Source organism: Bacillus cereus group sp. N31 (genome assembly GCF_016483245.1).
Taxonomy (GTDB): Bacteria; Bacillota; Bacilli; order Bacillales; family Bacillaceae_G; genus Bacillus_A; species Bacillus_A toyonensis.
On sequence record NZ_JAEHCH010000015.1, the window covers coordinates 15,934 to 41,678 of the forward strand.

Sequence of the window (25,745 nt, forward strand, 5' to 3'; positions counted from 1 at the left end):
AACACTACTTATAAATGACAAAATAATTGTTCCAATTTTTTCTTTTTACTATAATTCGGGCAATCTATATTTATCATTTATTACAAGTCAATATTTCTATTTTCCAGCAAGACAGTCCGATTCATTCATTTACACTTGTTAAATATACTTAGTTAACTTTTTATAAATTTTTAAATAGATCCTCTTCTTGAAGCTGTATTTCTTCTTCAATTAATTCTTTATATTTTAATGCCTCCAGATAATCTATAGCAAATCCATTAGTCTCTTCTGCATAAGCTTCTACTTGCAATTTCAATACATGCTCATCCATCTCATCTAAACTTAAGTTTTCATCGAAAACAACAAAATTATTTTTCTCAGAATAAGAAAAATAATTCCAATGAAGTTCTTTTATCAAACTACTTCTTTTATTTTTCAATAGTCTCAAAATGTACTCTATCTTAATATCCCTTTCAAAAATTATTTGCTGACCTCTACCACCCAAAACCGTTGTTCTTATTTTATAATCATTGATTGATGGTATTTGATCAGAAAACATATCTCCGATAATTTCTTTCAGTTTATCCCAATTACCCATATGGGCTCGGAATGGCGATGCTTTTGTGTCTACTCTAGAATAAGAAATCATCCCTCTATTAAACCAGGTTTCTAAATACTGTAGTTTCAAATTATTTTCTGTCGGATTAGTAGTATGAGTCGATATATATTTAAGAAATTTTTTTATTATTGGATATACAAATACTTTATCAAATAATTTTCTGTCAATATCATAATAAAAATCAAGCATATTGAAATAGATGGGGAAATTAGAACTTTTATATATATTATTTAAAATCTCTTCCCTATTTTCCTGGTTATCAATAAAATACGCCGCAAAATACTCCATAAATGATTTATGTGCCCACTTAAAACTTAATCCTTCACTTGTAAATAGGGGTACTGTTTCAAGTAAATCCTTAAATATAAGTTCTTCTTGAATATCCTTAAAATATGGACTATTCTTTGCTTGACCAATTAACTTTAACATTTTATTTTTATCATAATCGTTTACATTCTCTCTTAGACATAGGAATCCCAACTTTATTAAAATTTTTTGCATACTTCCACTTGATAATCCACTATATTTATCCCTTTTATAACTATCCTTGGATAAATCATGACTTTCAAAAAGTGCATCATAAACTTTTCTATAAAACTCTATTTTTAGAGCTGGAATATCCTTTTTATGTTTAAAAGTCAAATATAAAAAAGATACTAACAAAGGATTCCCTAAAAAGGATTTCAATTCTGAAAAACGTTGCTGTGTTATATTTTCATCAATTTGTTTTGTAATTGATGTATATAAATTTAACTGAACTACATCATCATATTTCTTAATTAGCTTGTAAGCTTCTTCTATTTTTAAATCTTTAATCTCATACTGTTGAAATTCCCCAAAACTAGCTAAAGACTCGTCTGGTCTTGAGGTTAGATAAAAGATATTGTTACCTGCTAGTGAAATAAATCGTTTTAATTGTCTTGTAACATCTTGTTTATATTGAAACGGAATTTCATCATAACCATCTAGAAAAAATATAAACCCGCCTCTATTAATTACTTCCACTAAAAAGTCCTTACTATGAGTCTCCTTTAATGTTGATATATTTTCTACAATAACATCTATAATATCTTTTTCTTTGGTTAAGTTTCGCAGTTCAATAAATACTGGAATCCCCATATTTTGCTCAATAGCTGATATAAACATTGTTTTCATCAATGTAGATTTCCCCATACCTGCATTATCCACAACAACAACCTTTTTATACCGCTCAGAAAAATCCTCTTTATATTCATCGATACATATTTCTTCACGTTTTTCTTTTGAATATATAGTTAAGGGAACATAGATTTGTTTAACTTTGATTTGCTGTAGGCCAAGTGCAATAACATTTATATTATTCTGTTCTTCATAAGTTCTATTTAGATAATCAGAGAAAACTTCAAATACAAATGTCTCTAATTTCCTGTCTATTTCTCTCGTTTTCTTACTCTCCTCTAACTTTGGCTTCAACCAAGTATCCAGCACATGCTTTACAGGCTCCAAAATTAAGCCCGATGCAACTGAAACTGCAGTACGAGTAGCTAATTCATCCATTATAATTTCTCTCCCTTTATTCAATAAAATTAATTTATATATGTTACAATTTTTGTTATATTTTTAATTCCCTTTTCAAACGCCATACCGTTGGCAGATCTGCTGGTGCCCAGTTCAATTTTAATAGATTCATAACATTAACCCATTTCAATTCTCTATGCTCAAGAGCTTTCGGCACACCTGAATCTATGAACGATTTATATGTAACCTCTTTCTTAAGTAGATTGTTTAATAATTAACTTACTATCTTCATATTTTGTTCCAATTTCCTCTCTAACTTTTCAACATCGGACTTATCATCTAAAACAGGTAAGCGATGGTGACAGTTCGCACATACACCAACTGTATTATAAATAGAACCTTTCCCACCTCGCGATAGCCATTCTACATGATGGGATTCTAGATAAGGATTCCTATTCTAATCCTCAAAAGGAGCTGGTTGATCACATAATTCACAAACACCATTAGCTCTTTAGCTTTTACAATTTTTTTCGATTCCAATTGCTACCACCATACTTTACCATGTATTTTATTCATTTATTACCGTATCTTAACATTTAATTCCTGGCAAGATATAAATTAACAACCCTACATAATTATATGTATATAAATTAATATAAAAAAATAAAACTTCAAATTCTTTCTCTTTTATTATAAAATAAGAACAAGTGTTCTTATTTTATAAATTTAATGGAGTGAAAATCATGTTTCAATCGCAACCCTACTACACAACACAACTTGAGGACTATATCCAGCACTTGTACCAATCCTTATCTATAATTGTTCCTGAACAAATCGATATGATAGAGATTGCGAAAAAGCTAAACATTTGGCTTTACTTTGCTCCGTTTGGAAGTCATGCAATGAAAAGAAATCAAATAGCTAACTTAGTTATTGATAATCGTATTTCTCAGCAAGAACAATGGGAAGATTTTGGTCATGAGACCTGTCACATCCTATTTCATTCTGGTAATCAATTATTAATGCATCAAATGTTTCTGGATTATCAAGAAGCAAAGGCTAAAAACTTCGCACAACAATTTTGTGTACCTACTTTTATGTTACGAAAGATTCCTCCCCTACAGTTAAAAGCATATATAATCTCAGAAAAATTCAATGTAACAACACAATTTGCTGAAAAAAGGCTTTTACATTATAAAAATCAATTATTAGCAAGTAAATTATAGAATCAAATATTAAAATATTGTAATTTACAAAAATAACGATTCAGGAGGTATTGAATATGAAAGGAAGTTTTCGTAAACGTGGAAATACGTGGTCTTTTATAATAGATATCGGTATAGATCCGGCCACAGGAAAACGCCAGCAAAAAAGTAAGAGTGGATTTAGAACAAAAAAAGAAGCCCAAAATGCTGCTGCAACGATGATTACAGAGATAGAGAAAGGAATATATTTTGATGACAAACAATTAACTGTTTTAGATGTTTGGGAAAAGTTAAAGCCTCTTCGTAAAGCTGAATTAAAAATTACATCTTATGAGAAAGACATGAGCTTAGTAAAGCTCTATATCCTTCCACCGTTTGGTTATAAAAAAATTAAGAGTATTAAGCCCGTAATGATTCAAAGCTACTATGCTGAACTTAAGGAAAAAGGACTCTCAAATGGTACAATCAGCAATATCCATCGTTGCCTAAGATGCATTTTCAAACACGCTGTAGAATGGGAAATTATACATGATAATATATTGAATAAGGTTAAAAAACCACGTGAAGAGCAAGGTGAAATGAAAACATGGTCTAGCGAGGAATGTAATCGATTCCTCCAGTATCTAAAAGAAAAAAACATTAAATACCATATGCTCTTCTTACTTGCAATCTATACAGGTATGAGACGCGGAGAATTACTCGCACTAACGTGGAAAGATATTGACTTTGATAATAAACGTATCCTGGTTAATAAATCACTTGTAAAAACAGAAAAAGGACTATTTAAAGCTGCTACAAAAACTAAGTCTTCAAATAGAAGCATTAGTATCTCTTCTTTTGTTATAGAGAAGTTACAATCCTACTACTCCTATAAAAAGAAAGAATTTTTCCGCTGGGGTATACACTTGAATGATGAGGCGTTTATTTTTACCGGCAATACCATACATTCGCCCTTACATATAGATGCTCCCCATCGCTTTTTGAATGATCACTATAAAAAAGCTGGTGTTCCTCGAATTCGTATACACGACTTACGACATACTCACGCTACACTTATGCTTCAGGCTGGAGAACACCCTAAAATCGTACAAGATCGCTTAGGGCATTCCTCTATTCAAATGACTTTAGACAAATATAGTCATATCACACAGAACATGCAGCAACAAGCAGCAGAAAACTTTGAGAGCATAATCAAATCTAATGAAAACACCTGATAAAAAATGAAAAGATTTAATGTGAGCAAAATGTGAGCATCGAGGTAAATCACCACTTACAAACCTTGATATAATAAGGTTTGTCATACTATATCGTTGAATCTTGGGAGAAGAATGAGCAGTTTTAGAATTGTTCATTTTATATTATATAAAACTACAAAAGTGTCACAAGTGCCTGTTATACAAGCATTTGCGACACTTTTTATTAACTACACTAATGCTTATTACTAAAAATTCAACTTTAAAATATAAATAAAAAAAGAAAAGGACGATTTCTATCGCACTTTTCAAATCACATCCTATAAAGGCACTCTATTAGGATCTTCTCTTTCTAGGACCTACAATTAATTTAATTGCTGTTCTTTCTTGATTATTGATAGAAATCTCTTGAAATGCTGGAACAAAAGCCAAATCAACACCACTTGGAGCAACAAATCCTCTTGCAATCGCAATTGCTTTAATTGCTTGATTTAAAGAACCTGCCCCAATTACTTGGATTTCCACATTGCCATTTGCTCTTAGTACACCTGCTATTGCACCTGCAACTGAATTTGGACTTGATTTTGAAGATACCTTTAATATATTTTCCATGTAAGTTGCTCCCTCTATTATTTAATAGCTCTTTCGTTACAGTTTTAAATATTTCAACGTATCTTTAACTATTATTCACACCAAAAGCAAACAATGCTTCCTATGTAAATGAATTCGATACCTTTCGTCTTCTTCCTGCCCAACTGCACAAATAAAAAGTAACGAATAAAGACTCTAATATACAAACGTTTAAATAGGAGCAATTCGCTAAACGACAACATTATCGCACCAAAAAATAACAATGCTACTTTTTCAGGTGCAATTCGTATAATAAGCGTTTCATCAATACTTCAATTTATTTAGAACTTCAGTTCATTTTTCTACCAAATTATTATTTTTTTCGTCTTCAAAAATCGTTATACATATTATTCTAATAAACTACATTTCACCATTTGAGTGCTTTATATTCCAAATCTACCACCTTATACAGGACAGGCATACATGCCAATAGTAGTTCATTTATATATACTACTATGCATCTTACATTTATTAATCATCAGGAGGTAATATATTGGGTTCATACTATCATTCTTCAAACTCGTATAAAAGATGTTCCTGCCACGATTCACATAAACCATCAAAGCCAGCTTACGGTACTTTCTGGCAAACTGAGTTTATAACTGTTCCTTTTAGTGGTTCTTTCCCATTATAGAACGTAAACCCCTATTTCATTATTCTGTTAACCTAATAAACATAAAAAATTGCCGTCCCCTTCTAACACAAGGTTTCGGCAATTTTCATATCAAAATCTATTCACTCTTACTTCTCCACATAAACCGACTTAACAATCGTACGATTATAAGGTTTTCCTTCTTTATTTATCCCTTTTATATCCATCGTAACGTTATATACCCCTGGTTGCTTTATGTCCTTCAAAGCACCTGTAAATGTATTTGTATTAACATTTTGTAATTCATTAAATTCAGAGACTAGCTTCCCTTCTTTATTAACAACTCTTACTGTTATGGAAAGATCTCCTTTCATTTCAGGTGCCGCAGGTGATTTTTTCAGTTTATACTCTGATTTGTTTATTTTGACTTTTGTTGGCATTTGAAGAACGAATGGCGCGCCACTTTTGTGATCGCTTACAATTAAGTATGCATCTTTCGACTGCTTCGCCATCATTTTAACTCTCCATTCTCCTACGTCCATTTTGTCAAATTTAAATGTACTAATTGTTGCCCCATTAAAGAAAGATTCACCTTCACCAGTAGTTATCGTACTATCTTTATTTGTATACACTTTTCCTTTTGGAGATATTAGTTGTATTTCTACATCAGAAGCAGCTGTTAATACAGAAACTATTCCTTCTGCCTTTTTATCAACCGCCACAGCTTGCTCTATCCACTGATTTTGTGGCAATTCTCCCCCTAAAATATTTTGATTAGAAGTTGTATTTAATTGCTCTATATTTTCTTCTGAACTATTACTTGGTGCTACTAAAGCTGGCACGCCTACATTTGCAGTACGTAAATATGGTTCAATTCGTGCGAAAACAGCTGATCCTTTTCGTATATTGTCATGATCAAATTTGGAATCTGTAAATAAATGTGTGCCATATGGTAGCTTAGCACTCCATTCATTTACTAATCCATCATTCGAGCCGTACGATGACAAATATAATCCGCCCATAGATAACGCAGAAAATACTGGTCCCCAGCTAGTCCCAGTAGCCGTATAGTAACGGTTTAATTTAACTGCTGGATTATTATCTATCGTTGAACGAAATTTTGCCATTTCCCCTATTTGTAACGCGTACGTACCATCATCTTTTTGACCTAATATAGAAGCAAGCCAACCTGCCCACCAACTATATGATAAATCCGCTAAATTTGAGCCGTGATGTGGTGTCGCAAGTGTAATAATATTCCCAACAAATCGATTCGCACCATATCCAACTAATGCCGCTTGTGTATCTATACCGCCTTTACTATGCGCTACAATAGTAACCTTTTTACCGAAATGATTATATATTTCTTCCAGTTTTTGTGCTAACAATTTTCCGTTGTCCCACTGACTAGCCGATCCTTTCCCTGCCGCATCATATAATTGAATAAATACCGTTTGATATCCCGCTTTCAACGCATAGTCATACATATCATTTATATCGTGATATACAGTCTTTCCATACCAACTATCCGCATTACCATTTCTGCCTTGTACAAAGAGAATTGGAGGCTTATTCTCATCATAATTAGTTGGTTTTTGACCTAAAAACCAATCGCCAGGTGTAAATACTTCTGTATCAGGAAACCCCTTTCCAAGCTCTTTTACAACTTCTGCCCTTACATTTGTACTAATCGATGGAGCCATGATAAAAAATATAATTAGTAAGGCAACACATCTTCTCATTAATCGCATGTTACTCCCCCCACTTTTTTTGAAAGAAGGTGCTCTTTGTAATAATTTATATTTTCTCCCTTAATAATAGCTAATCTTTTTACTTGAAAAAGATGTTAGCCCTATATTCAGGTGATTACTCGTACACCCTCTTCCTTAACTCACGTTATTCTCTTCGTTTCCATCTCTTCCTTTTGAGTAAACACGACAAAAAAATTTCTCAATACTTGTTAACTTCACTACATCCAGATGTTTTTCAAATCATGATTGTTTATATAAAGTATACAAATCTTGAAAAAATTTTAGTGAAAAAACATTTTATTACTAATTAGTTATTTAAAAACATAATGAAGATATGTATTTTCTTTTCATTACATACAAACGAATTTAAAAGGAGCTTGTATTGTAAGACTTTCCTATGACTAAGTATTTAACTGAAATTTCAAAATATACAATCATATTTTCAGAAACATATATTCTGATAATTTTCGCAGACTTGAATTAAGTTTTTAGAAGTACTAACCTATCGGTGAGCAGAAGAAAATTCTGTAAAAAGAAAGGAGAATGCTTTATGATGACCAATTTACAAAAGGAGTTTTTTAAACGATTAAAAATTCCCGCAAAAGAACTAACATTTGATGACTTAGATGAAGTCCTCTTAAAAATGGGAATGATTTTTCCCTATGAAAATCTTGATATTATGGCTGGTACTATTAAAAACATTTCAAAAAATAACTTAGTAGAAAAGTTACTTATTCAAAAACGAGGCGGTCTTTGTTATGAATTAAATTCCTTATTGTATTACTTTTTAATTGATTGTGGGTTTCAAGTATACAAAGTAGCTGGTACTGTATACGATCTTTACGATAATAAATGGAAACCTGATGATGGTCATGTCATTATCATTTTAAGTCATGATCATACAGATTATATTGTGGATGCAGGTTTTGCATCTCATCTCCCTTTACATCCAGTCCCTTTTAATGGCGAAGTCATATCTTCTCAAACGGGAGAATATCGAATTTACAAACGAAATACCCGAAAAGGTACACATATTTTAGAAATGCGAAAAGGGGCAAACGGCGAATCTACAAGTTTCTTACAATCTGAACCTTCAAATAAATGGAAAATAGGCTATACTTTCACTATAGATCCAATAGATGAGAAAAAAGTGAATAACATTCAAAAAGTAATTGTAGAGCATAACGAATCGCCTTTTAATAAAGGGGCTATCACTTGTAAATTAATTGATTATGGTCACATATCATTAACGAAAAAAAATTATACAGAAACCTTTAAAGGCACAAAAAATAAACGACCAATAGGTTCTAAAGAATATGCTCGCATTCTTCGTGAATCTTTTGGAATCACTCAAGAGAAATATGTAGGAAAAATATTAGAAAGAGGCTAGTTGATTAAAAATATTTCATAATAAAGCAGATTCTATATATAGAATCTGCTTTATTTTATAATTTTTTATAGCGTAATTCCTTATCAGTGTTACTCTTTTAAAAGACTAGTATTATTAAGCATTTCTTTTTGTGCCATGTATTACTTACATTTCAATTATATACTCATCATCATATTTATCGTATTGTAGCCCTGCTCCTATTTTTGATTCCGTAACTTGATCCCTTAAAAACGGTGCGGCTTCCATATTGCTAGTTGCAATTTCAATTCCATATTTTTTCGTTAAATGAGCTAACTCTATTAAAAACCACTCTCTTCGCAATGAAACTGGAATATCTAATGTTCTTCTTTTCATATATAATAGCACCTCTTTTATTTTCATAACTTAAAAGAATATCACTTATCAAAACTATCGTTCATCACAAACGCCAATGAAACATTATAGTATATGCATGTCCATTTTAAACGTGCTAATATAAAACACCATTATAGTTTACATAAAATAATTATGTAATAGTAGAAAGAGGAGGCTTATCCTCCTCTTTCTACTATAGAGATTTAAATTAAGAACATCTTGGTACACCAAAAGCTAAAAATAATGCTGCTACTCCTGCTGTAATCGGTACTTTTAACGTAATTACATCGTCTACCTTCGTTACTAAAAAGTACGCATTACCTTCTTGTAATATACAATTCACTAACAATTGAAATTCCATTCAAATCTCCTCCTTTCAATCGATATACTATAATTTATGAAATCTCTTTAAAAAAGTAATAGGAAATATATCCATTTTTCTTTATATACACATTAATCGTTTATATGTCTATTAAAAATATTAATTTTCGAAATGAATAGAAAACGTGTATTATCCAATAAGTTCCTATATAATCAATAGAGAAAATCTTACAAATGGAGGTATGAAAATGGCTATTTTGAGTAATATTGGTGCAGCTTTATTTTTTATTGCTTTTATTCTTTTAATTTTATGTATCATTTCATTCTTTAAGAAAAATGGAAAAGCAAAACAATATGGTCGTCCTGCCGTTATTCTTTTTATGATTTCGATTGTATTAATAATAACTAGTGCTGAGACTTCTAATAACCCAATTGTTGAATTCTTTTCTATTTTAAGTTTTGTTTTATTTATTTTCTTCCTTGTGCTAGCAATCTTATCTGTAATTAAAAAGACTGGTGTAGCAAAAAAACAATTTATTATTACAGCTATTTTATTTGTCATTTTTGTTGCATTATTAAGTATTTCAGCTCCTTCTTCTGAAAAGACGACAGCAACTAGTAAAAAAATTGCATCTAACAATGCAGAACAAAAAGATAACGACAAAAAAGAAGAGGCAGCAAAGAAAGAAGCGGACGAAAAAACTAAAAAACAAGAAGATGAGAAACTTCAAGTGGAAGAACAAGCTCGTAAGCAAGAGGAGGAAAAACGCCAAGCCGAAGAGCAAGCTCATAAGCAAGAGGAGGAAAAACGTCTAGCCGAAGAACAAGCTCGTAAACAACAAGAAGAGCAAAAACGCCTCGCTGATGAAGAAACCCGTAAACAACAAGAGGAGCAAAAACATCAAGCTGATGAACAGGCTCGTAAACAACAAGAGGAACAAAAGCGCTTAGCTGATGAACAGGCTCGTAAACAACAAGAGGAACAAAAGCGCTTAGCTGATGAACAAGCTCGTAAACAACAAGAAGAGCAGCAAAAAGCACAACAAGCTCAAGTACAACAGGCTACAGGAGATACTAGTAGTGTATCCTATGCAAATTGTGCGGCAGTTAGAGCAGCTGGGAAAGCTCCTCTTTATAAAGGGCAACCAGGTTATAGCTCTAAACTTGATCGTGATGGCGATGGAGTTGCATGCGAAAAATAGTAATAAAAAAGAAGCTCAGTACGAGCTTCTTTTTTATTACTGTCCCTTTTGCTTGAATCAAATTCATTTTATTATTCTCAAAAATGACACATAATAAGTGATTTATATCACCACATTGATTTTAATATATTGCTATTCTTGGTTTAGTTATCACATTAAACTTTATGGAGGCATTCATATGGAACATACATTTACTGAAACTTCTATTGTCGGTGAGATTGTTACACAATTTCCGAAAGCTAGTGATCTTTTTAAATCATATAGAATAGATTTTTGTTGTGGTGGTAATAAACCACTTATTGATGCAATTCATGAAAGAAATTTATCAGCAACAGAAGTACTTACAGAGTTAAATACGCTTTATCATAATACGAAACGATTAAATGAATCTGAAATTGATTGGAAAAATGCTTCTTATCGTGAATTGATTGATTATGTTATAAATAAGCACCATCGCTATTTAAATGAAGAGTTGCCACAATTAAGTCCGTATGTAACGAAAGTATTACGCGTCCATGGAGCAAGTCAGCCTCATTTAGCTCAAATTCATAAGCTATTTCATGAACTTAAAATGGAACTAGAACAGCATTTAATTAAAGAAGAAACAGAAGATTTCCCATTAATTTTAGAATTCGAACAACATCCAACTGATGAAAACTATGCAAAATTACGTAAAGTAGTGGATGAGTTGGAGAATGAACATAACCACGCTGGCAATATTATTAAAGAACTTCGTAAAGTGACAAATGACTTTACTCCTCCAGAAGGAGCTTGCGGCACTTATCGACTTGTTTACCAACGTCTTGAAGCTTTAGAATCTGATTTATTTGAGCATATACATTTAGAAAATAACATTTTATTTCCACGTGCAATTACGAAAGCATAGATAAAGCACAGGACATGAGTATACATGCTCATGTCCTGCTTTTTCATTGTGTAAGAAATAGTCACACTTCCCCCATCATTTCATTGGGTAGCTTACTATTATTTAATTAGGTGCGGGTCTCTTCACTCCCCCACCTACCCATATAAAAAATTCCCTTTCACTTATCTCTCCACATAAATCCGAATTTTAACAATTTGTGAATCATTATTAATATGTGATAAATATCACATCTCCCTCTTTTTTTATTTTCTATAATAGAAACATAATATACTTTGTTCAGTATTTCACATAAAAGGGGAAATGAATATGAAAAAACGTTTAGTTATGATCGGAAATGGTATGGCTGGAATACGCTGTATGGAAGAAATATTAAAACATGATAGTGATTTATTTGAGATTACTATTTTTGGAGATGAACCGCATCCAAACTACAACCGTATTATGCTATCTCATGTTTTACAAGGCAAAACAAATATACAAGATATCATTATGAATGAATATAGTTGGTACGAAAAAAACGAAATAACATTATATACAAATGAAAAGGTTCAAAGTATTGACCGAGAAGAAAAAATCATTGTCACAGAAAAGAATCGTACGCTTACATACGATAAGCTCATTATCGCAACAGGTTCTAGTGCTTTTATTTTACCTGTTGAAGGTTCTACCCTTCCTGGTGTGACAGGATTTCGAACAATTGAAGATACACAATTTATGATTGATACTGCTAAAGATAAGAAAAAAGCCGTTGTCATCGGTGGTGGATTACTTGGTTTAGAAGCAGCAAGAGGTCTTATTGACTTAGGAATGGACGTACATGTTGTTCATTTAATGCCGAGCTTAATGGAGCAACAACTAGATGCCAAAGCAGCCTCTCTCCTTCGTGAAGATTTAGAAGCACAAGGCATGAAATTTCTCATGGAAAAGAAAACGGTAAAAATTCTTGGTACAGACCATGTTGAGGGCATTCAATTTGAAGATGGTGAAGTTGTAGATTGTGATTTAATTGTAATGGCTGTCGGAATACGCCCGAATACGCAATTAGCAAAAGATGCTAGTTTAATTGTAAATCGCGGTATTGTAGTCAACGACTATATGCTAACAAATGATGAATCCATTTATGCCGTTGGCGAATGTGCAGAGCATGACGGTATCGCCTATGGCCTTATTGCTCCTCTTTATGAACAAGGTGCAATATTAGCAAAACATATAACGAATTTACAAACTGATGGATATACGGGTAGTATCGTCGGTACGCAATTAAAAGTTGCAGGTTGTGATTTATTCTCTGCTGGCCAAATCTATGAAGATGATCAAACGAAAGCAATATTCATCTTTGATGAATGTAAACGTTCCTATAAAAAAGTATTAATTCGCGACAATAAAGTCGTCGGTATCGTTTTATATGGTGACACAGCTGATGGTACACGCCTCTTTAGTATGTTAAGGAAAGAAGAAGATATACAACAATATACACCAGCTTCCCTTCTTCACAAGGCTGGTGTAGAAAGTGAACTTAACGTTGCTACAATGAGTGCGGATGACACGATTTGTGGATGTAATGGTGTTACGAAAGGCACAATCGTACATGCCATTTTAGAACATGAATTAACTACTTTTGAAGAAGTAAAAGGCTGCACGAAAGCCGCAGGATCTTGTGGTAAATGTCGTCCGCTTGTAGAACAAGTTTTATCTCATACACTTGGAGATGCTTTTAATGCCTCAGCGCAATCTGCCGGTATGTGTGGATGTACACCTTTATCACGTGATGAAGTCGTAGAAGCGATTCATGAGAAAGGTTTAAAATCGCCAAAAGAAGTACGAAATGTACTCGGTTTTGCACATGAAGACGGATGTTCGAAATGTCGTCCTGCTTTAAATTACTATTTACGTATGGCGATTCCAGAAGAATATGAAGATGATAAATCATCCCGTTACGTTAATGAAAGAATGAATGGTAACATTCAGCATGATGGTACATTCTCTGTTATTCCACGTATGTACGGAGGCGTTACAACTGCAGATGATTTAATGAAAATTGCTGAAGTTGCGAAAAAGTATGATGTTCCTCTTGTGAAAATTACAGGCGCAAGTCGCATCGGTTTATATGGTGTTAAGAAACAAGATTTACCTAACGTATGGGCTGACTTACATATGACTTCTGGATATGCGTATTTAAAATCACTTCGTAATGTAAAATCGTGTGTCGGTTCTCGTTTCTGTCGTTTCGGTACGAAAGATTCATTAGGGCTTGGTATGTTACTCGAACAATCATTAGAAATGGTAGATACACCTCATAAAATGAAAATGGGTGTAACGGGCTGCCCACGTAACTGTGCGGAAGTACTTACGAAAGATTTTGGCGTTGTTTGTGTCGAAAATGGATATCAACTATATATCGGCGGAAATGGTGGTACGGAAGTGCGTGAAGCTGATTTTGTAATGATTGTCCCTACTGAAGATGATGTTCTTCGCATCGCTACAGCTTACATGCAATATTATCGTGAAACTGGTATTTACGGAGAACGCACTGCCTACTGGACAAAACGATTAGGCTTCGATCATATAAAAGAAATACTGCAAGATACAAATATGGTCACTAAGTTAAATGAGCGTTTCCAAACAGCTCGTAGCACATATACGGAAGCATGGGGACAAGCACTAGAAACGAATTCATTAAAAGCGATGTATGAAGTAGAAACTGTAAAATAAGGAGCGTGCAGTACATGTTACAAACGAAAGAAAAAATAAAAGTTATGGGTGCAGAAGATCTTCCTATTCAAATCGGTAAAGAGGTACAAATGAAAGATATGTCTATCGCTCTATTTCGCCTTGCAAGTGGTGATATACGAGCTGTAGAAAATCGTTGTCCCCATAAAAATGGACCATTAGCCGAAGGAATTGTATCTGGTGAATTCGTCTTTTGTCCACTGCATGATTGGAAAATCTCACTAATAACAGGTGAAGTTCAAAAACCTGATGACGGCTGTATTCAAACATACGAAGTAGAAGTTATTGATGGTGACATTTATTTATACATGTAATTTTCGAAAGGAAGCCTCCTCTGGCTTCCTTTTAAATAAAAATTGATGAGGTGCGATTATGAACGGATATGTATATTTAGTTGGTGCAGGACCTGGTGATGAAGGGCTTATTACGAAAAAAGCGATAGATTGTTTAAAGCGTGCAGATATCGTTTTATATGACCGCCTATTGAATCCTAGCTTCCTTAGCTATACAAAGCCAACTTGTGAACTTATTTATTGCGGAAAAATGCCAAAGAATCATATTATGCGACAAGAAATAATTAACGCCCACCTCCTTCAATTTGCGAAAGAAGGAAAAACCGTTGTACGCTTAAAAGGTGGAGATCCCTCTATTTTTGGTCGTGTTGGTGAAGAAGCAGAAACTTTAGCATCTGCGAACATTCCGTATGAAATTGTACCAGGTATTACATCTAGCATCGCCGCTAGTAGCTATGCAGGTATCCCCCTCACCCACCGTAACTACAGTAATAGCGTCACTTTACTAACTGGACATACAAAAGGTCCTTTAACCGATTATGGAAAATATAATTCATCTCACAATAGCGACACAATCGCCTACTACATGGGTATAAAAAACTTACCTACCATTTGTGAAAACTTACTACAAGCAGGAAAAAAAGAAGATACACCCGTAGCAGTCATTGAATGGGGTACAACTGGGAAACAGCGCGTTGTCACAGGGACTCTAGCAACCATTGTTCATAACGTCAAAACCGAAAATATTTCTAACCCTTCCATGACGATTGTTGGTGATGTCGTTTCCTTACGTAATCAAATCGCTTGGAAAGAACGTAAACCATTACATGGTAAAAAAGTTTTATTTGCATCTGCAACAAATAAAACAAGTGTAATGAAGCAAAGGTTACAAGAAACCGGTGCAGAAATATATCAAATTCCAACTTTCAAAAAGGAAGAATATACATTAACACTTGAACAAATCAATGAAATTTTTAACGCTGATCGCCTTGTTTTTTGTTCAGCTGAAAGTGTAGAAATCTTGATGCAATCATGTAGTAAATACCAGAAAGATATTCGTTCCTTACAGGCAGAGCTGCAGCACATGAATGTTGCCACTCAAGAAAAACTTATGCAATATGGGCTACTAAGTAAACAAGCAAAGTTCTCTTCCGATACAACTGTTTATTTAGGCAGAAATATTAACCGAATTGCTTTTATTCAAGAGAAAATTGGTGCTGGCTCCTATATGATGACTCATGAGTATACAATTGATCATCGTTTCGATGAAGTTCATTCTCGTATACTTTCTGAATTCTCATGGGATAGCATTGTGTTTGAAGGGCGTGCCTCAATTGATACTTTTTTATCAGAAATAAAACGACTTGGTTTTATTGATATTCTTACTATTCCCTTCTCGTATACCGACGTTCCAACTTTACACTATGCGAATAAAGTCGGATTACATAATGTAGATGAGCAATTACAAGACATTATTATGAAGAAAGATTTGGTGCTACGATGAAAGGAATTGTATATGTTGGACACGGTAGTCGCCTGCAAGAAGGCAATGAACAATTTATTCGCTTTATTCAATCTGTCATGAAAGAACGTAACGAAAGAATTCAAAAAATAGCTTTTCTAGAACTAACATCACCTACCATTTCGGATGCAGTTACAGAAACAATACTAGAGGGAGCAACTGAAATAATGCTTGTACCTGTTTTATTATTTGCAGCAGCTCACTATAAACGTGATATTCCTCTTGAAATAGAACAAATACAAAAGAAATACCCACATATAACATTTTCAGTTGTACCACCTTTTAGTACGCATCCACATATGGTTGAACTTGTAGCGAAAAGAATACGTGAAACTATTCCAATGCAAGGTAGTAGTATTTTACTCGTAGGAAGAGGCAGTAGTGACCCCCAGCCGATACATGAGTTACAACAAATCGGAGCAGCTGTCGAACGAAAACTCAGTATGCCAGTATCGTGCTCCTTTTTAACGAAAGGAACTCCCTCTTTTACTGCTGAGCTCAAGACTATAACATCGGCCGCATCCCATGTATATGTCATGCCGTACCTTCTCTTTACCGGATTATTGCTTCAAAAAATCAAATTGCATACAAAAAAATACGATCACGTTACGACTTGTAACTGCCTGAAGTTTGATACATATATGAAGTTGGCATTATTAGAGCGAATGGAGGAATGTGTGTATGTATAGCATGTACCCTCTAATGTTTAATCTACATAATAAAGTGGTCGTTATCATTGGTGGAGGTAAAATCGCATATCGAAAAGCGTCTGGATTAAAAGATACAGGCGCTTTCGTCACCGTTATTAGCCCAGAGATTTGCGAGGAAATGAAAGAACTTCCTTATATTACTTGGAAGCAAAAAACTTTTAGTAATGATGACATTAAAGATGCTCATCTTATTTATGCAGCTACAAATCATCATGCTATAAATATGATGGTCAAACAGACCGCCCATGATTTTCAGTGGGTTAACGTTGTAAGTGATGGTACAGAATCATCGTTTCACACACCTGGCGTCATTCGAAATGATGAATATGTTATAACGATTTCAACTTCAGGTAAGGATCCATCGTTTACGAAGCGTTTGAAACTAGAGTTAACCTCTGTCCTTCCTAATCTTATAAAAAAACTTTCTCGTACACACAAATTATAATCTATTTCTTAGCTAAAATAGTAATTACCTTTGGACAAACGTTTTTTAGAAGCGTTTGTTCTTTTTGTTTTGGTTTCTTTTTTGAAACTGCACAAGCAATCTGCGAAGAAAATGAATGGTTTCGGCAACTTGTAAACAAGTAAATGTTATGATAACTGCAACATTACGAGCAACTCTTTCAATTCATTTTTTACATTGAATATTCATTCAACCAAATTAGCGCTTGTTCATAATCGTCAAAAAACTCCACGGATTCTTTTGTATTGGATTGTTGCAAATACTTCAGTATCTCCCCTTCTTCAAGAAGAAATGCAATTGCCTTACTATGATTCAAAATGGTTTCATTGAAGAACTTATCCTTCCATACTTTTTGAACAGAAAAATGATTTGGCGTGTATCCTTTTCTATCTACCAATAATTTGTATTTCCGCCCCTCAGAAATAAATTGCTGACAAACCTGCTCAAAATCATTAAACCATTCATACACATCCTCTGTTTTAATCTGACCAATTAGATGGGTAACAATCAAATCTCCTGAAACTGTTGTGCTGATATTCTGTTTACTTAACTTGGAATCATCTCCCTTTGTTACAATTATGCGGGAAATTCTTATAAAATCAATAAAGATAAAATTCTTAAGTAATAAAACAACATTATTTACGAAAAGGCCCTTGTTATACATAAGACAATTCATTCTTGTTTGTTTAAGTAGAAAAAAGGATGCCTCTACTAGGCACCCTTTTCTCTATTAATTATTCTTTAACATTACTAACAGCTTCTCTTGGCTATACATCCACACTGTAATGATTAAACAAGCAAGCGCTACTTCTGATAACGCCATAAATCCGATTGCATAATGACCTGTCAGTTGGAATAGTAATGTTAAAATTAATGGCGGGAAGAACCCTCCTAGTCCGCCTAAAGCTGACACAACACCATTTACAATCCCTGCTTGCTCAGAGAAGTACATTGGCACAAGCTTGAAGATTGTACCATTGCCAATACCTGCACAAAATGCGACTAGTAAGCAACCAAATGTGTATACGTTCATGCTTGGCATAAATGATAGGATAATACCTGAAAGTGTTAAACCGATAAATACGAAGATTAATATTTTAAATGGATTAAATTTATCACCGAGCCAACCACCAATCGGGCGCATAATTGTTGCTAATACGATGAAGCCAGCTGTCCGCATACCTGCATCTACTTTCTCTAATCCGAAGTGAGATACTAAAAAGTTTGGTAAGTATACTGTAAATGCAACAAATGATCCGAATGTTAAAAAGTAAAAGATACATAAAAACCAAAGTTTTTCATTTTTATATACACCTTTTATTTGTTCCATTAATGGTGTATTCACCTTTTTTTCTTTATGATCGCCTAATAAAAAGTTCATAAGTGCAAATGCTGCAAGTAAAATTAAATAACACTGTACTGTCGTTCTCCAGCCAACTGAAGTTGCAATAACAGGTGCTAAAAATGAAGTAATTGCTGTTCCAGCGTTACCCACTCCGTAAATACCATTTACAAAACCGTGGCTCTCTTTTGGAAAGTACTTTGGTAAAGAAGTTACTCCTACAGAGAATACAGCACCACCAATCCCTACAAATAAGCCACCAATAATTAAATCCATCATAGAATTGGCAACACTAATGTAAAAGACAGGGAATAATAAAAGAATAAAACTAATAAAGAATAATTTTCTTGCTCCGTAACGATTCGTCCAATAACCAATTGGAATGCGAAGAATAGAACCTAAAATAACCGGTACTGCTGTTACCATAGAAATTTGTCCCGCAGTTAATGGAATATCTGCTTTAATATAGGGCATTAATGATGATAAAATGACCCATACCATAAAACCGATAACTAGATTAGAAGTTTGTAAACTTAATTGAAAATTAGGACTTTTCATCCTGTTCCCTCCTATGTATGCATAGTTATATTCATTCTCTCGAGCCTAATCACGTCCTAACATGATTAGGCTGAAAAGAATCAACCACCACTTACTGGCGGAATCATTGCTACGACATCGCCAGTTTGAATGATGTCATCCTCATTTGCGTATTCTTCATTTACGGCGACCATTATCTCGTTTGAAATTGCTACATTGTATTTCTTAATCAGAACTTCCTTTAGTTCAGAAACTGAAATATTTTCACAATCTATTTGCAAGACCGACTTACTTGCTTCTTCTTGCAAATGTGCAAATAATAGTACTTCAATCATGTTCTCATCTCCTTTTCAGGCTCGCCATTACCATATGCTATCTTCTCTAACTGATCCCCTATCCATGACTCACCATCTTCCCAAAACTCTTTCTTCCAAATCGGAACAATTTGTTTTATACGCTGCATAATATATTCATTCGCCTCATATGCCGCTTTCCGGTGTGGTGTAGAAACAGCAACAACAACAGCAAGATCAGAAATTTGTAATGTACCAATGCGATGTGTAATTGCCATATATGTCCCAGGCCACTTCGCTTCTACTTCAGCACCAATTTTCTCAAGCTGTTTTTCCGCCATTGTCTTATAAGCTACATACTCTAAATAAAGCGTGCGACGTCCTTTCGTAAATTCTCTGACAGTACCAATAAAAGTAGTAACCGCACCGCACTCACGGCGAATTACTTTACTTGTAACATCTTCAATTGAAATAGGAGTATCAATTACTTCATAATACGTATGTGTCATCTTGCACCTCTTATCTTTGTATAAATTAGCAATCTATTTTTCTGTTACTTGTATGATCGAAGCGGCTCTTCCCACGGCCACTCACTTCCGGCGTTTGATTCTAATAACAGTACCGAAACGGTTATTCCTGCTTCAAATCCTCTCGTTCCTCCCGGCAGAACGATACATGCATTCGCTTCTGCAAGTGAAGAAATTGCGCTAGATTTATCTAAACCGACTGGTGTAACTTGTAATTGGCCATCTACAAATTCTACATTCCCTCTTACAAAACGAGTAAACGGATTTGCTTTCGGAAAGTCTTTCTGTAAAATTGCTTCTGCTCGATATAAGTGCGAATCTTTCCTGTGCAAGTATGTTCCAATGACTGGTCGAACATATAATTCACATCCGACATAACAAGCAGAAGGATTACCAGATAGACCAAATAATAATTTTCCTTCTAGCTCAGCGACAGTTGTCACACTTCCTGGTCGCATCGCTATTTTATTGAAAAGTACATTTGCTTGTAATCTCTCATAAATAGCAGGTAAATAGTCATAGTCTCCTACTGAAACGCCACCAGTTGTAATTAATATATCAACTTCTTTTATCGCTTTTTTTACAGTGTTATAACACGTCTCAAAATCGTCAGCGAATTGTCCATAATACTGTACAACTCCGCCTTCTCGTTCAATTTGAGCAGCGATCATATAGGAGTTACTATTTCGAATCTTCCCTTCTTTCAGTTGTTCATGTACTTCAAGTAGTTCACTCCCTGTCGTTACAATTCCAATAACCGGTTGTCTTACAACATGCACGGAACTATAACCAAACGTAGCAAGCAATGCCGCTACTCCAGGGTTAATAGAAATCCCTTTTTTCACAAGTATGGCATTTTGTTTTACATCTTCTCCTTGAAAAGAAATGTTATCACCAGAAGTGAAAGAGCGTTTTAATTTCATATAAGTCTTTTTGTTTTCTTCAAACCCTTCCGTTAGTTCTAACATAACAACAGCATTACATCCCGCTGGAATTGCGGCTCCTGTCATAATACGTACAGCTTGAAATGCTTTTACTTCCTCTTTAAAAACAAAACCTGCTCCAATTTCACCTATCACTTCAAACTGAATTGGGTTACTGCTACTTGCTTCTTTTGTATCTTCTGCTCGAATCGCAAATCCGTCGTACGGAGAGCGATCAAAATGCGGAACATCATGATCTGCAACAACATCTTCTCCGAGGATTCTTCCGTAACTTTCTGTAAGAGAAACCTTTTCCATTTCACCTTGATAGGCATATTCCATTACACGTGCAACTGCTTCTGCCACTGAGATTGGTGTACGTTTTTCTAACATTCTTTTTCACCTCGTTTTGATAAGAAGAAACTCTCTTTCTGTTCATCCTATATATTTTGCGTATAACCGTTTTGCCATTTTCATATCATTAGTCCCATGAATAAACGCTCTGCCGTCTGTAAATAACACAAAACGATATTCATCTACTAGAAAGGATAGTAAATATGGAGTTTTTTTGACATTCACACTTTTTTGTAAGCGTTTTTGAATTTCTTCTAAATTAAGAATTCTCTTTATTCCTGGACGGATTTGAACTGTATTCCGCCCGCATAGCACTTCCGTTTTCATCTGTGCTTCAAATGTTAAACTTGGATACGTGCGTACATTCCCACAAGATGGACATGTACTTTTTTTCTGCCTATTTACTTTTAATGAGAGATATTGATTGTTCCAAATATCAAATGATAACATTGTTCCTCTTAACGCCTCAAAATCATCCACCAATATTTTCATCGCTTCTGTTACTTGGTGAGCAACAACCATTTGTACCGCTGGCTGAATGATTCCGGCTGTATCGCATGTTGCACCGCCCATAGGATGATCCATTAAACAGCGAAAACATGGTGTTTCTCCAGGAAGAATCGTATACGTTACACCGTAACTTCCAATGCATCCACCGTATATCCAAGGTATATTTTCTTTTTGTGAAATATCATTTATAAGTAGGCGCGTATCGAAATTATCAGTCGCATCTACTATAAGATCTGCTTCTTTTGTTAACTCTTCCATTTCTTGCATTGTAACATCCGTTACAACAGGTACAATTTCTACTTCAGAATTAATTTTTCTTAAATGCTCTGCCGCTGCAATTGCTTTCGGTTTACACTGCTGTGCATCTTCTTCTGTATATAACTGTTGTCTTTGTAAATTACTCCATTCAACGTAGTCACGGTCAGCAATTGTCAATTTTCCAATTCCCATCCTAACGAGCGCTTCTGCATTCGCAGCTCCTAGTGCACCCGCACCGATTAGGAGCACATGCTTTTCTTTTATTTTTCTTTGTCCCATTTCACCAATTCCAGAAAACAATACTTGCCTTGAATAACGCTCTTGCATAGGGAACCCTCCTTTCGTTATCCACCAATGTAAGACATTTCTACTTTTGGACGTTTATTTGCACTTTCAGCTGTTCTTTCATCTGAATACTGATCTTTTCTAAACTCCCATGTATGTTGTAGAATTTTTAATAGTGATGCATCAGAAATATTTTCTCGAAGAAGCGTTCGCAAATCCGTTCCTTTCGTTCCAAATAGGCATGTAAAAAACTTTCCGTCTGCCGAAATACGAGCTCTCGTACAAGAAGAACAAAATGACTCAGAAACAGAAGTAATAAAGCCAACTTCTGCATTGCTCCCTACATATCGATACACTTTAGCTACTTCTCCAAAGTAACGAGGCTGGGCGGGCTCAATCGGATATACACGATTAATTTTCTTTATTAATTGTTCCTTCGTAATGACTTGTTCAAAGTTCCAGCCGTTCGTACTGCCCACATCCATAAACTCGATAAAACGTAGCTGAATTTCTTGTTCTTTAAAATACTGAGCCATAGGAAGAATCTGACTATCATTCATCCCTTTTTTTACGACCATATTTACTTTTACTTCTAATCCAGCTGCCTTTGCTGCTTCAATTCCTTTCAATACAGGTTTTGTACTTACATTTCGTCCATTAATTTTTTTGAAGACGTGATCCTCTAACGCATCTAAACTAATATTTACACGTTTTAATCCCGCTTCTTTTAACGCCTTAGCTTGTTTTGCTAAATGAATACCGTTTGTTGTGAGTCCAATATCCGTTAAGCCTTCTAGCTTTGCAAGCCTTGCAATTAACTTTGGTAAATCTTTACGCAATAAAGGTTCACCGCCAGTAAGTCTAATTTTATTGACTCCCATACTTATAAATAATCTAGCTAATCTTTCTATTTCATCGAATGTTAATAAAAATTCTTCCTGTAAAAAAGCATAATCAGATCCGAACACTTCGGCTGGCATACAGTATGTACACCTAAAATTACAACGATCAATAACTGAAATACGTAAATCTTGAAGTGGCCGCTCTAACGAATCCCTCATCTTCTCGTGCATCCATATCCCTTCTTTTCTACTGCAATCCTTAGTAGGTTTCATATTTTTTATTTGCCTTTATTATAAAAAAGAAGCTACATATTCAATGTGACTTTTCTCACATTACTTTCCCCATTCAAAAATTCTTCACAAATCCGTTCGAATTTTGTTCACATCTTCAGTTCCTACTCCTTACGGTCAGTGAAATTTTACATCAATTTTGAAATAGCTCTTGCATTTTCAGCATACTTACACTCAAAATAGGAATTGTATTGCTTATATGAAGAAAGGTGATTGCTGTGGCAAACAGTATGAAATTATCTCAAGATCTAAAGGAATTACTTGCATCTGTTGAATATAAAATGCAAATAAAAAAAGGTAGTTTTATTTTCCAAGAAGGTATGGAGGCGACAGAACTCTATATCATCCACTCCGGAAAAGTACAAATTAGTAAACTAAGTGCTGATGGACAAGAATTGACACTCCGTATTTGTTCGGAATATGACATTATTGGAGAATTAACATTGTTCACGGACAATGCGAAGTATTTATTAAATTCAAAATGCCTTGAAGATGTTGAAGTAGGCGTTATAAAGCGTGAAGCGTTAGAAAAAGCATTACTCCAAAAACCAGCACTTGTATTTGAATTTATGAAATGGATTAGTGAACATTTAAGAAGAATGCAAACGAAGTTCCGAGATTTAGTATTACACGGCAAAAAAGGCGCCCTATATTCTACTCTTATACGAATGACAAATAGTTACGGTGTATTAAAAGAAAATGGTATTCTCATCGATTTACCATTAACGAATCAAGAACTTGCTAATTTCTGTGCAACTTCACGGGAAAGTGTAAATCGCATGTTAAATGAACTAAAAAAGCAAGGTACAATTTCTATTCATAAAGGAAAGATTACAATCCATGATTTACAATTTTTAAAACGTGAAATTGCTTGTGAAGATTGCTCTGCTTCTGTTTGTAGCATTGATTAGCATCTTATTTAGATACTTATACCTACAAAGAAAACCGAGGTCTCCAATTAGATCTCGGCTTTCTTTATAAATTACTAAACATGTATACCAAAACTATTTTTTCAATTCATTAGGAATACGTCTTCTGTAAATTACATAACTACGGCTTACATATTTAATTGGAGCACTAAATACATGTACAAGTCTAGTGAACGGCCATACTGCGAATAGACCCATCGCTGCAATAATATGAATTTTAAACCATACAGGCACTTCCATCATATATTCAACTTTCGGTTGGAAAATAAAGAGACTTCGGAACCAAGGACCGATCGTTGTACGATAATCAAACCCTTTTGAGTCGATATTTAAAAATGTTGAGGAAAGTCCTGCCAGCATAACGATAAGTAATAAAATAAGCGCAATATAATCTCCCGTTGTACTCGTTGCAATGATACGTTTTACGGTTACACGGCGATACGTTAATATAATTAAGCCGATGATAGAAGCAACACCTGCCGGAAGTCCGAAACTAATTGCTACTACATGATACATATGTTCAGAAATACCTATTGAACGGTATACGGACTCTGGAATTAAAATCCCCATAACATGACCGCCAATTACGAACATGATCCCAAAGTGGAATAATAGACTTCCGGCCCGGAGCATTTTCTTCTCTAATAGTTCACTAGATTTTGATGTCCATCCAAATTGATCATAGTTGTATCTGAAAATATGTCCACCGATAAAGATTGCAAAAATGATATAGGGAAACAACACCCATAGAAATTGATCCATCATTTTGACAACTCTCCTTTCTAATTTGTCTGTACACCCCATGTATCGATAGCGAGGAGAATAGCTACAAGGATTGGTTCATACATACTATCAGCTTCTTTTAATTGAACGTGCAATGCTTGTATATTTTCCTTGTATTTACTCATAATTGGCTCACTATCTTGCTCATTGGCATTTGCAAAAAACTCAAGCAAAAGCGGTAAATAATCCGGTAGTTCTTTATCTGTTACTTCAAAACCAGATTTTTTATAATGCTGTTTTAACTCTAATAATTCAATACCTCTTTCTCTTTGTTCACCTGTGTTCATATAAGTTAAATACATATTTGTCTTTTTACCAAAATCAAATGTATATACGTAACGATCAATTAATTGATCGTTCGTTTTATCTAGTGCTTGTTTTATAAACGCTGTAAGTGCTGCCTTAACGTCTTCTTGTTCAATTGCTTCAATCTCTTCTTGTACTTCAGTTAAAGCTTCTCCCCACCCAAGTTCCGGATAGGAGAGAAGAAAAGAAGAACAAGAAAAAGCAGTTTGTAAACTTTGTTTCATCATT

The 25,745-nt window shown here is 34.3% G+C and carries 25 protein-coding genes and 3 pseudogenes; 12 read left to right on the top strand and 16 right to left on the bottom strand.

Annotated elements, in window-relative coordinates; translation table 11 throughout:
• Positions 1–160: 160 nt before the first annotated feature.
• The 3 genes and pseudogenes from JDS81_RS18120 to JDS81_RS30460 all read right to left on the bottom strand — a co-directional run.
• Positions 161–2,134 carry an NACHT domain-containing protein gene (locus tag JDS81_RS18120; protein WP_098145735.1) on the bottom strand — a complete coding sequence of 658 codons (1,974 nt, stop codon included), beginning with the start codon at positions 2,132–2,134 and terminating at the stop codon, positions 161–163.
• 55 nt (positions 2,135–2,189) lie between these two features.
• Positions 2,190–2,342, bottom strand: a pseudogene (locus JDS81_RS31095) (NUDIX hydrolase); the annotation flags it as partial.
• A 27-nt stretch (positions 2,343–2,369) separates the two neighbouring features.
• A pseudogene (locus tag JDS81_RS30460) lies at positions 2,370–2,531 on the bottom strand (HNH endonuclease); the annotation flags it as partial.
• A 307-nt stretch (positions 2,532–2,838) separates the two neighbouring features.
• Here JDS81_RS30460 and JDS81_RS18130 point away from each other — a divergent pair.
• Together JDS81_RS18130 and JDS81_RS18135 are read left to right on the top strand one after the other, a co-directional pair.
• Positions 2,839–3,321 carry an ImmA/IrrE family metallo-endopeptidase gene (locus tag JDS81_RS18130; RefSeq protein ID WP_098145737.1) on the top strand — a complete coding sequence of 161 codons (483 nt, stop codon included), beginning with the start codon at positions 2,839–2,841 and terminating at the stop codon, positions 3,319–3,321.
• A 56-nt stretch (positions 3,322–3,377) separates the two neighbouring features.
• Positions 3,378–4,514: a site-specific integrase gene (locus JDS81_RS18135; protein ID WP_098145738.1), complete on the top strand. Its 1,137-nt coding sequence runs from the start codon at positions 3,378–3,380 to the stop codon at positions 4,512–4,514.
• 315 nt (positions 4,515–4,829) lie between these two features.
• Here the strand turns inward: JDS81_RS18135 and JDS81_RS18140 are convergent, their stop codons facing one another.
• The gene (locus tag JDS81_RS18140) at positions 4,830–5,105 is read right to left on the bottom strand and encodes a stage V sporulation protein S (RefSeq protein WP_000427795.1); all 276 of its coding nucleotides are present in this window, start codon (positions 5,103–5,105) and stop codon (positions 4,830–4,832) included.
• A gap of 511 nt (positions 5,106–5,616) precedes the next feature.
• Here JDS81_RS18140 and JDS81_RS31100 point away from each other — a divergent pair.
• A pseudogene (locus JDS81_RS31100) lies at positions 5,617–5,751 on the top strand (preprotein translocase); the annotation flags it as partial.
• A gap of 113 nt (positions 5,752–5,864) precedes the next feature.
• Here JDS81_RS31100 and JDS81_RS18145 read toward each other — a convergent pair.
• Positions 5,865–7,466, bottom strand: a complete 1,602-nt coding sequence (locus JDS81_RS18145; protein WP_097954721.1) for an esterase/lipase family protein — start codon at positions 7,464–7,466, stop codon at positions 5,865–5,867.
• A gap of 550 nt (positions 7,467–8,016) precedes the next feature.
• Between JDS81_RS18145 and JDS81_RS18150 the strand changes: the two genes are divergently transcribed.
• Entirely contained in the window at positions 8,017–8,856 is an 840-nt protein-coding gene (locus JDS81_RS18150; protein WP_097954722.1) for an arylamine N-acetyltransferase family protein, read from the top strand.
• Between the two features lie 144 nt (positions 8,857–9,000).
• Here JDS81_RS18150 and JDS81_RS18155 read toward each other — a convergent pair whose 3' ends face one another.
• Together JDS81_RS18155 and exsG are read right to left on the bottom strand one after the other, a co-directional pair.
• On the bottom strand, positions 9,001–9,210 hold the full coding sequence (locus JDS81_RS18155; RefSeq protein ID WP_141499547.1) for a hypothetical protein: 210 nt from the start codon (positions 9,208–9,210) through the stop codon (positions 9,001–9,003).
• 208 nt (positions 9,211–9,418) lie between these two features.
• Positions 9,419–9,571 (bottom strand): exosporium protein ExsG, encoded by a 153-nt coding sequence (exsG, locus tag JDS81_RS18160; protein WP_000395673.1) that lies wholly within the window; start codon positions 9,569–9,571, stop codon positions 9,419–9,421.
• 208 nt (positions 9,572–9,779) lie between these two features.
• Between exsG and JDS81_RS18165 the strand changes: the two genes are divergently transcribed.
• From JDS81_RS18165 to JDS81_RS18195, 7 genes are all read left to right on the top strand, one after another.
• Positions 9,780–10,733, top strand: a complete 954-nt coding sequence (locus JDS81_RS18165; protein WP_099004125.1) for an excalibur calcium-binding domain-containing protein — start codon at positions 9,780–9,782, stop codon at positions 10,731–10,733.
• Positions 10,734–10,911: 178 nt separating this feature from the next.
• Positions 10,912–11,619 (top strand): iron-sulfur cluster repair di-iron protein, encoded by a 708-nt coding sequence (ric, locus tag JDS81_RS18170; RefSeq protein WP_000401362.1) that lies wholly within the window; start codon positions 10,912–10,914, stop codon positions 11,617–11,619.
• Between the two features lie 306 nt (positions 11,620–11,925).
• On the top strand, positions 11,926–14,331 hold the full coding sequence (nirB, locus tag JDS81_RS18175) for an NADPH-nitrite reductase large subunit (protein ID WP_097954725.1): 2,406 nt from the start codon (positions 11,926–11,928) through the stop codon (positions 14,329–14,331).
• 14 nt (positions 14,332–14,345) lie between these two features.
• On the top strand, positions 14,346–14,663 hold the full coding sequence (nirD, locus tag JDS81_RS18180; protein ID WP_097954726.1) for a nitrite reductase small subunit NirD: 318 nt from the start codon (positions 14,346–14,348) through the stop codon (positions 14,661–14,663).
• Between the two features lie 58 nt (positions 14,664–14,721).
• Positions 14,722–16,146 carry a uroporphyrin-III C-methyltransferase gene (locus JDS81_RS18185; protein WP_097954727.1) on the top strand — a complete coding sequence of 475 codons (1,425 nt, stop codon included), beginning with the start codon at positions 14,722–14,724 and terminating at the stop codon, positions 16,144–16,146.
• Positions 16,143–16,853 carry a sirohydrochlorin chelatase gene (locus JDS81_RS18190; RefSeq protein WP_097954728.1) on the top strand — a complete coding sequence of 237 codons (711 nt, stop codon included), beginning with the start codon at positions 16,143–16,145 and terminating at the stop codon, positions 16,851–16,853. The genes JDS81_RS18185 and JDS81_RS18190 overlap by 4 nt, the downstream gene beginning before the upstream one ends.
• On the top strand, positions 16,846–17,319 hold the full coding sequence (locus JDS81_RS18195; protein WP_097954729.1) for a precorrin-2 dehydrogenase: 474 nt from the start codon (positions 16,846–16,848) through the stop codon (positions 17,317–17,319). Before JDS81_RS18190 ends, JDS81_RS18195 begins: the two co-directional genes overlap by 8 nt.
• 190 nt (positions 17,320–17,509) lie before the next feature.
• On the opposite strand, the gene JDS81_RS18200 is transcribed toward JDS81_RS18195, so the two are convergent.
• The 7 genes from JDS81_RS18200 to moaA form a co-directional block, all read right to left on the bottom strand.
• Positions 17,510–18,001 carry an STAS/SEC14 domain-containing protein gene (locus JDS81_RS18200; protein ID WP_242481373.1) on the bottom strand — a complete coding sequence of 164 codons (492 nt, stop codon included), beginning with the start codon at positions 17,999–18,001 and terminating at the stop codon, positions 17,510–17,512.
• A 66-nt stretch (positions 18,002–18,067) separates the two neighbouring features.
• Positions 18,068–19,237: a nitrate transporter NarK gene (gene narK, locus JDS81_RS18205; RefSeq protein WP_097954731.1), complete on the bottom strand. Its 1,170-nt coding sequence runs from the start codon at positions 19,235–19,237 to the stop codon at positions 18,068–18,070.
• Between the two features lie 80 nt (positions 19,238–19,317).
• Positions 19,318–19,551 (bottom strand): molybdopterin converting factor subunit 1, encoded by a 234-nt coding sequence (gene moaD / locus JDS81_RS18210; RefSeq protein ID WP_000573668.1) that lies wholly within the window; start codon positions 19,549–19,551, stop codon positions 19,318–19,320.
• Complete coding sequence (locus tag JDS81_RS18215; protein WP_097954732.1) at positions 19,548–20,018, bottom strand: molybdenum cofactor biosynthesis protein MoaE; 471 nt, start codon at positions 20,016–20,018, stop codon at positions 19,548–19,550. The genes moaD and JDS81_RS18215 overlap by 4 nt, the downstream gene beginning before the upstream one ends.
• Before the next feature lie 44 nt (positions 20,019–20,062).
• The gene (locus JDS81_RS18220) at positions 20,063–21,352 is read right to left on the bottom strand and encodes a molybdopterin molybdotransferase MoeA (protein ID WP_097954733.1); all 1,290 of its coding nucleotides are present in this window, start codon (positions 21,350–21,352) and stop codon (positions 20,063–20,065) included.
• A gap of 42 nt (positions 21,353–21,394) precedes the next feature.
• Positions 21,395–22,408 carry a molybdopterin-synthase adenylyltransferase MoeB gene (locus tag JDS81_RS18225; RefSeq protein WP_097954734.1) on the bottom strand — a complete coding sequence of 338 codons (1,014 nt, stop codon included), beginning with the start codon at positions 22,406–22,408 and terminating at the stop codon, positions 21,395–21,397.
• A gap of 17 nt (positions 22,409–22,425) precedes the next feature.
• Positions 22,426–23,439, bottom strand: coding sequence for a GTP 3',8-cyclase MoaA (moaA, locus tag JDS81_RS18230; protein WP_097954735.1), 1,014 nt, complete (start codon positions 23,437–23,439; stop codon positions 22,426–22,428).
• Positions 23,440–23,717: 278 nt separating this feature from the next.
• Here moaA and JDS81_RS18235 point away from each other — a divergent pair, with 278 nt between their 5' ends.
• Positions 23,718–24,410, top strand: a complete 693-nt coding sequence (locus JDS81_RS18235; protein ID WP_000013854.1) for a Crp/Fnr family transcriptional regulator — start codon at positions 23,718–23,720, stop codon at positions 24,408–24,410.
• A 93-nt stretch (positions 24,411–24,503) separates the two neighbouring features.
• Here JDS81_RS18235 and narI read toward each other — a convergent pair whose 3' ends face one another.
• Entirely contained in the window at positions 24,504–25,193 is a 690-nt protein-coding gene (gene narI / locus JDS81_RS18240; protein ID WP_097954736.1) for a respiratory nitrate reductase subunit gamma, read from the bottom strand.
• Between the two features lie 17 nt (positions 25,194–25,210).
• Positions 25,211–25,741 carry a nitrate reductase molybdenum cofactor assembly chaperone gene (narJ, locus tag JDS81_RS18245; RefSeq protein ID WP_097879376.1) on the bottom strand — a complete coding sequence of 177 codons (531 nt, stop codon included), beginning with the start codon at positions 25,739–25,741 and terminating at the stop codon, positions 25,211–25,213.
• Positions 25,742–25,745 lie beyond the last annotated feature (4 nt).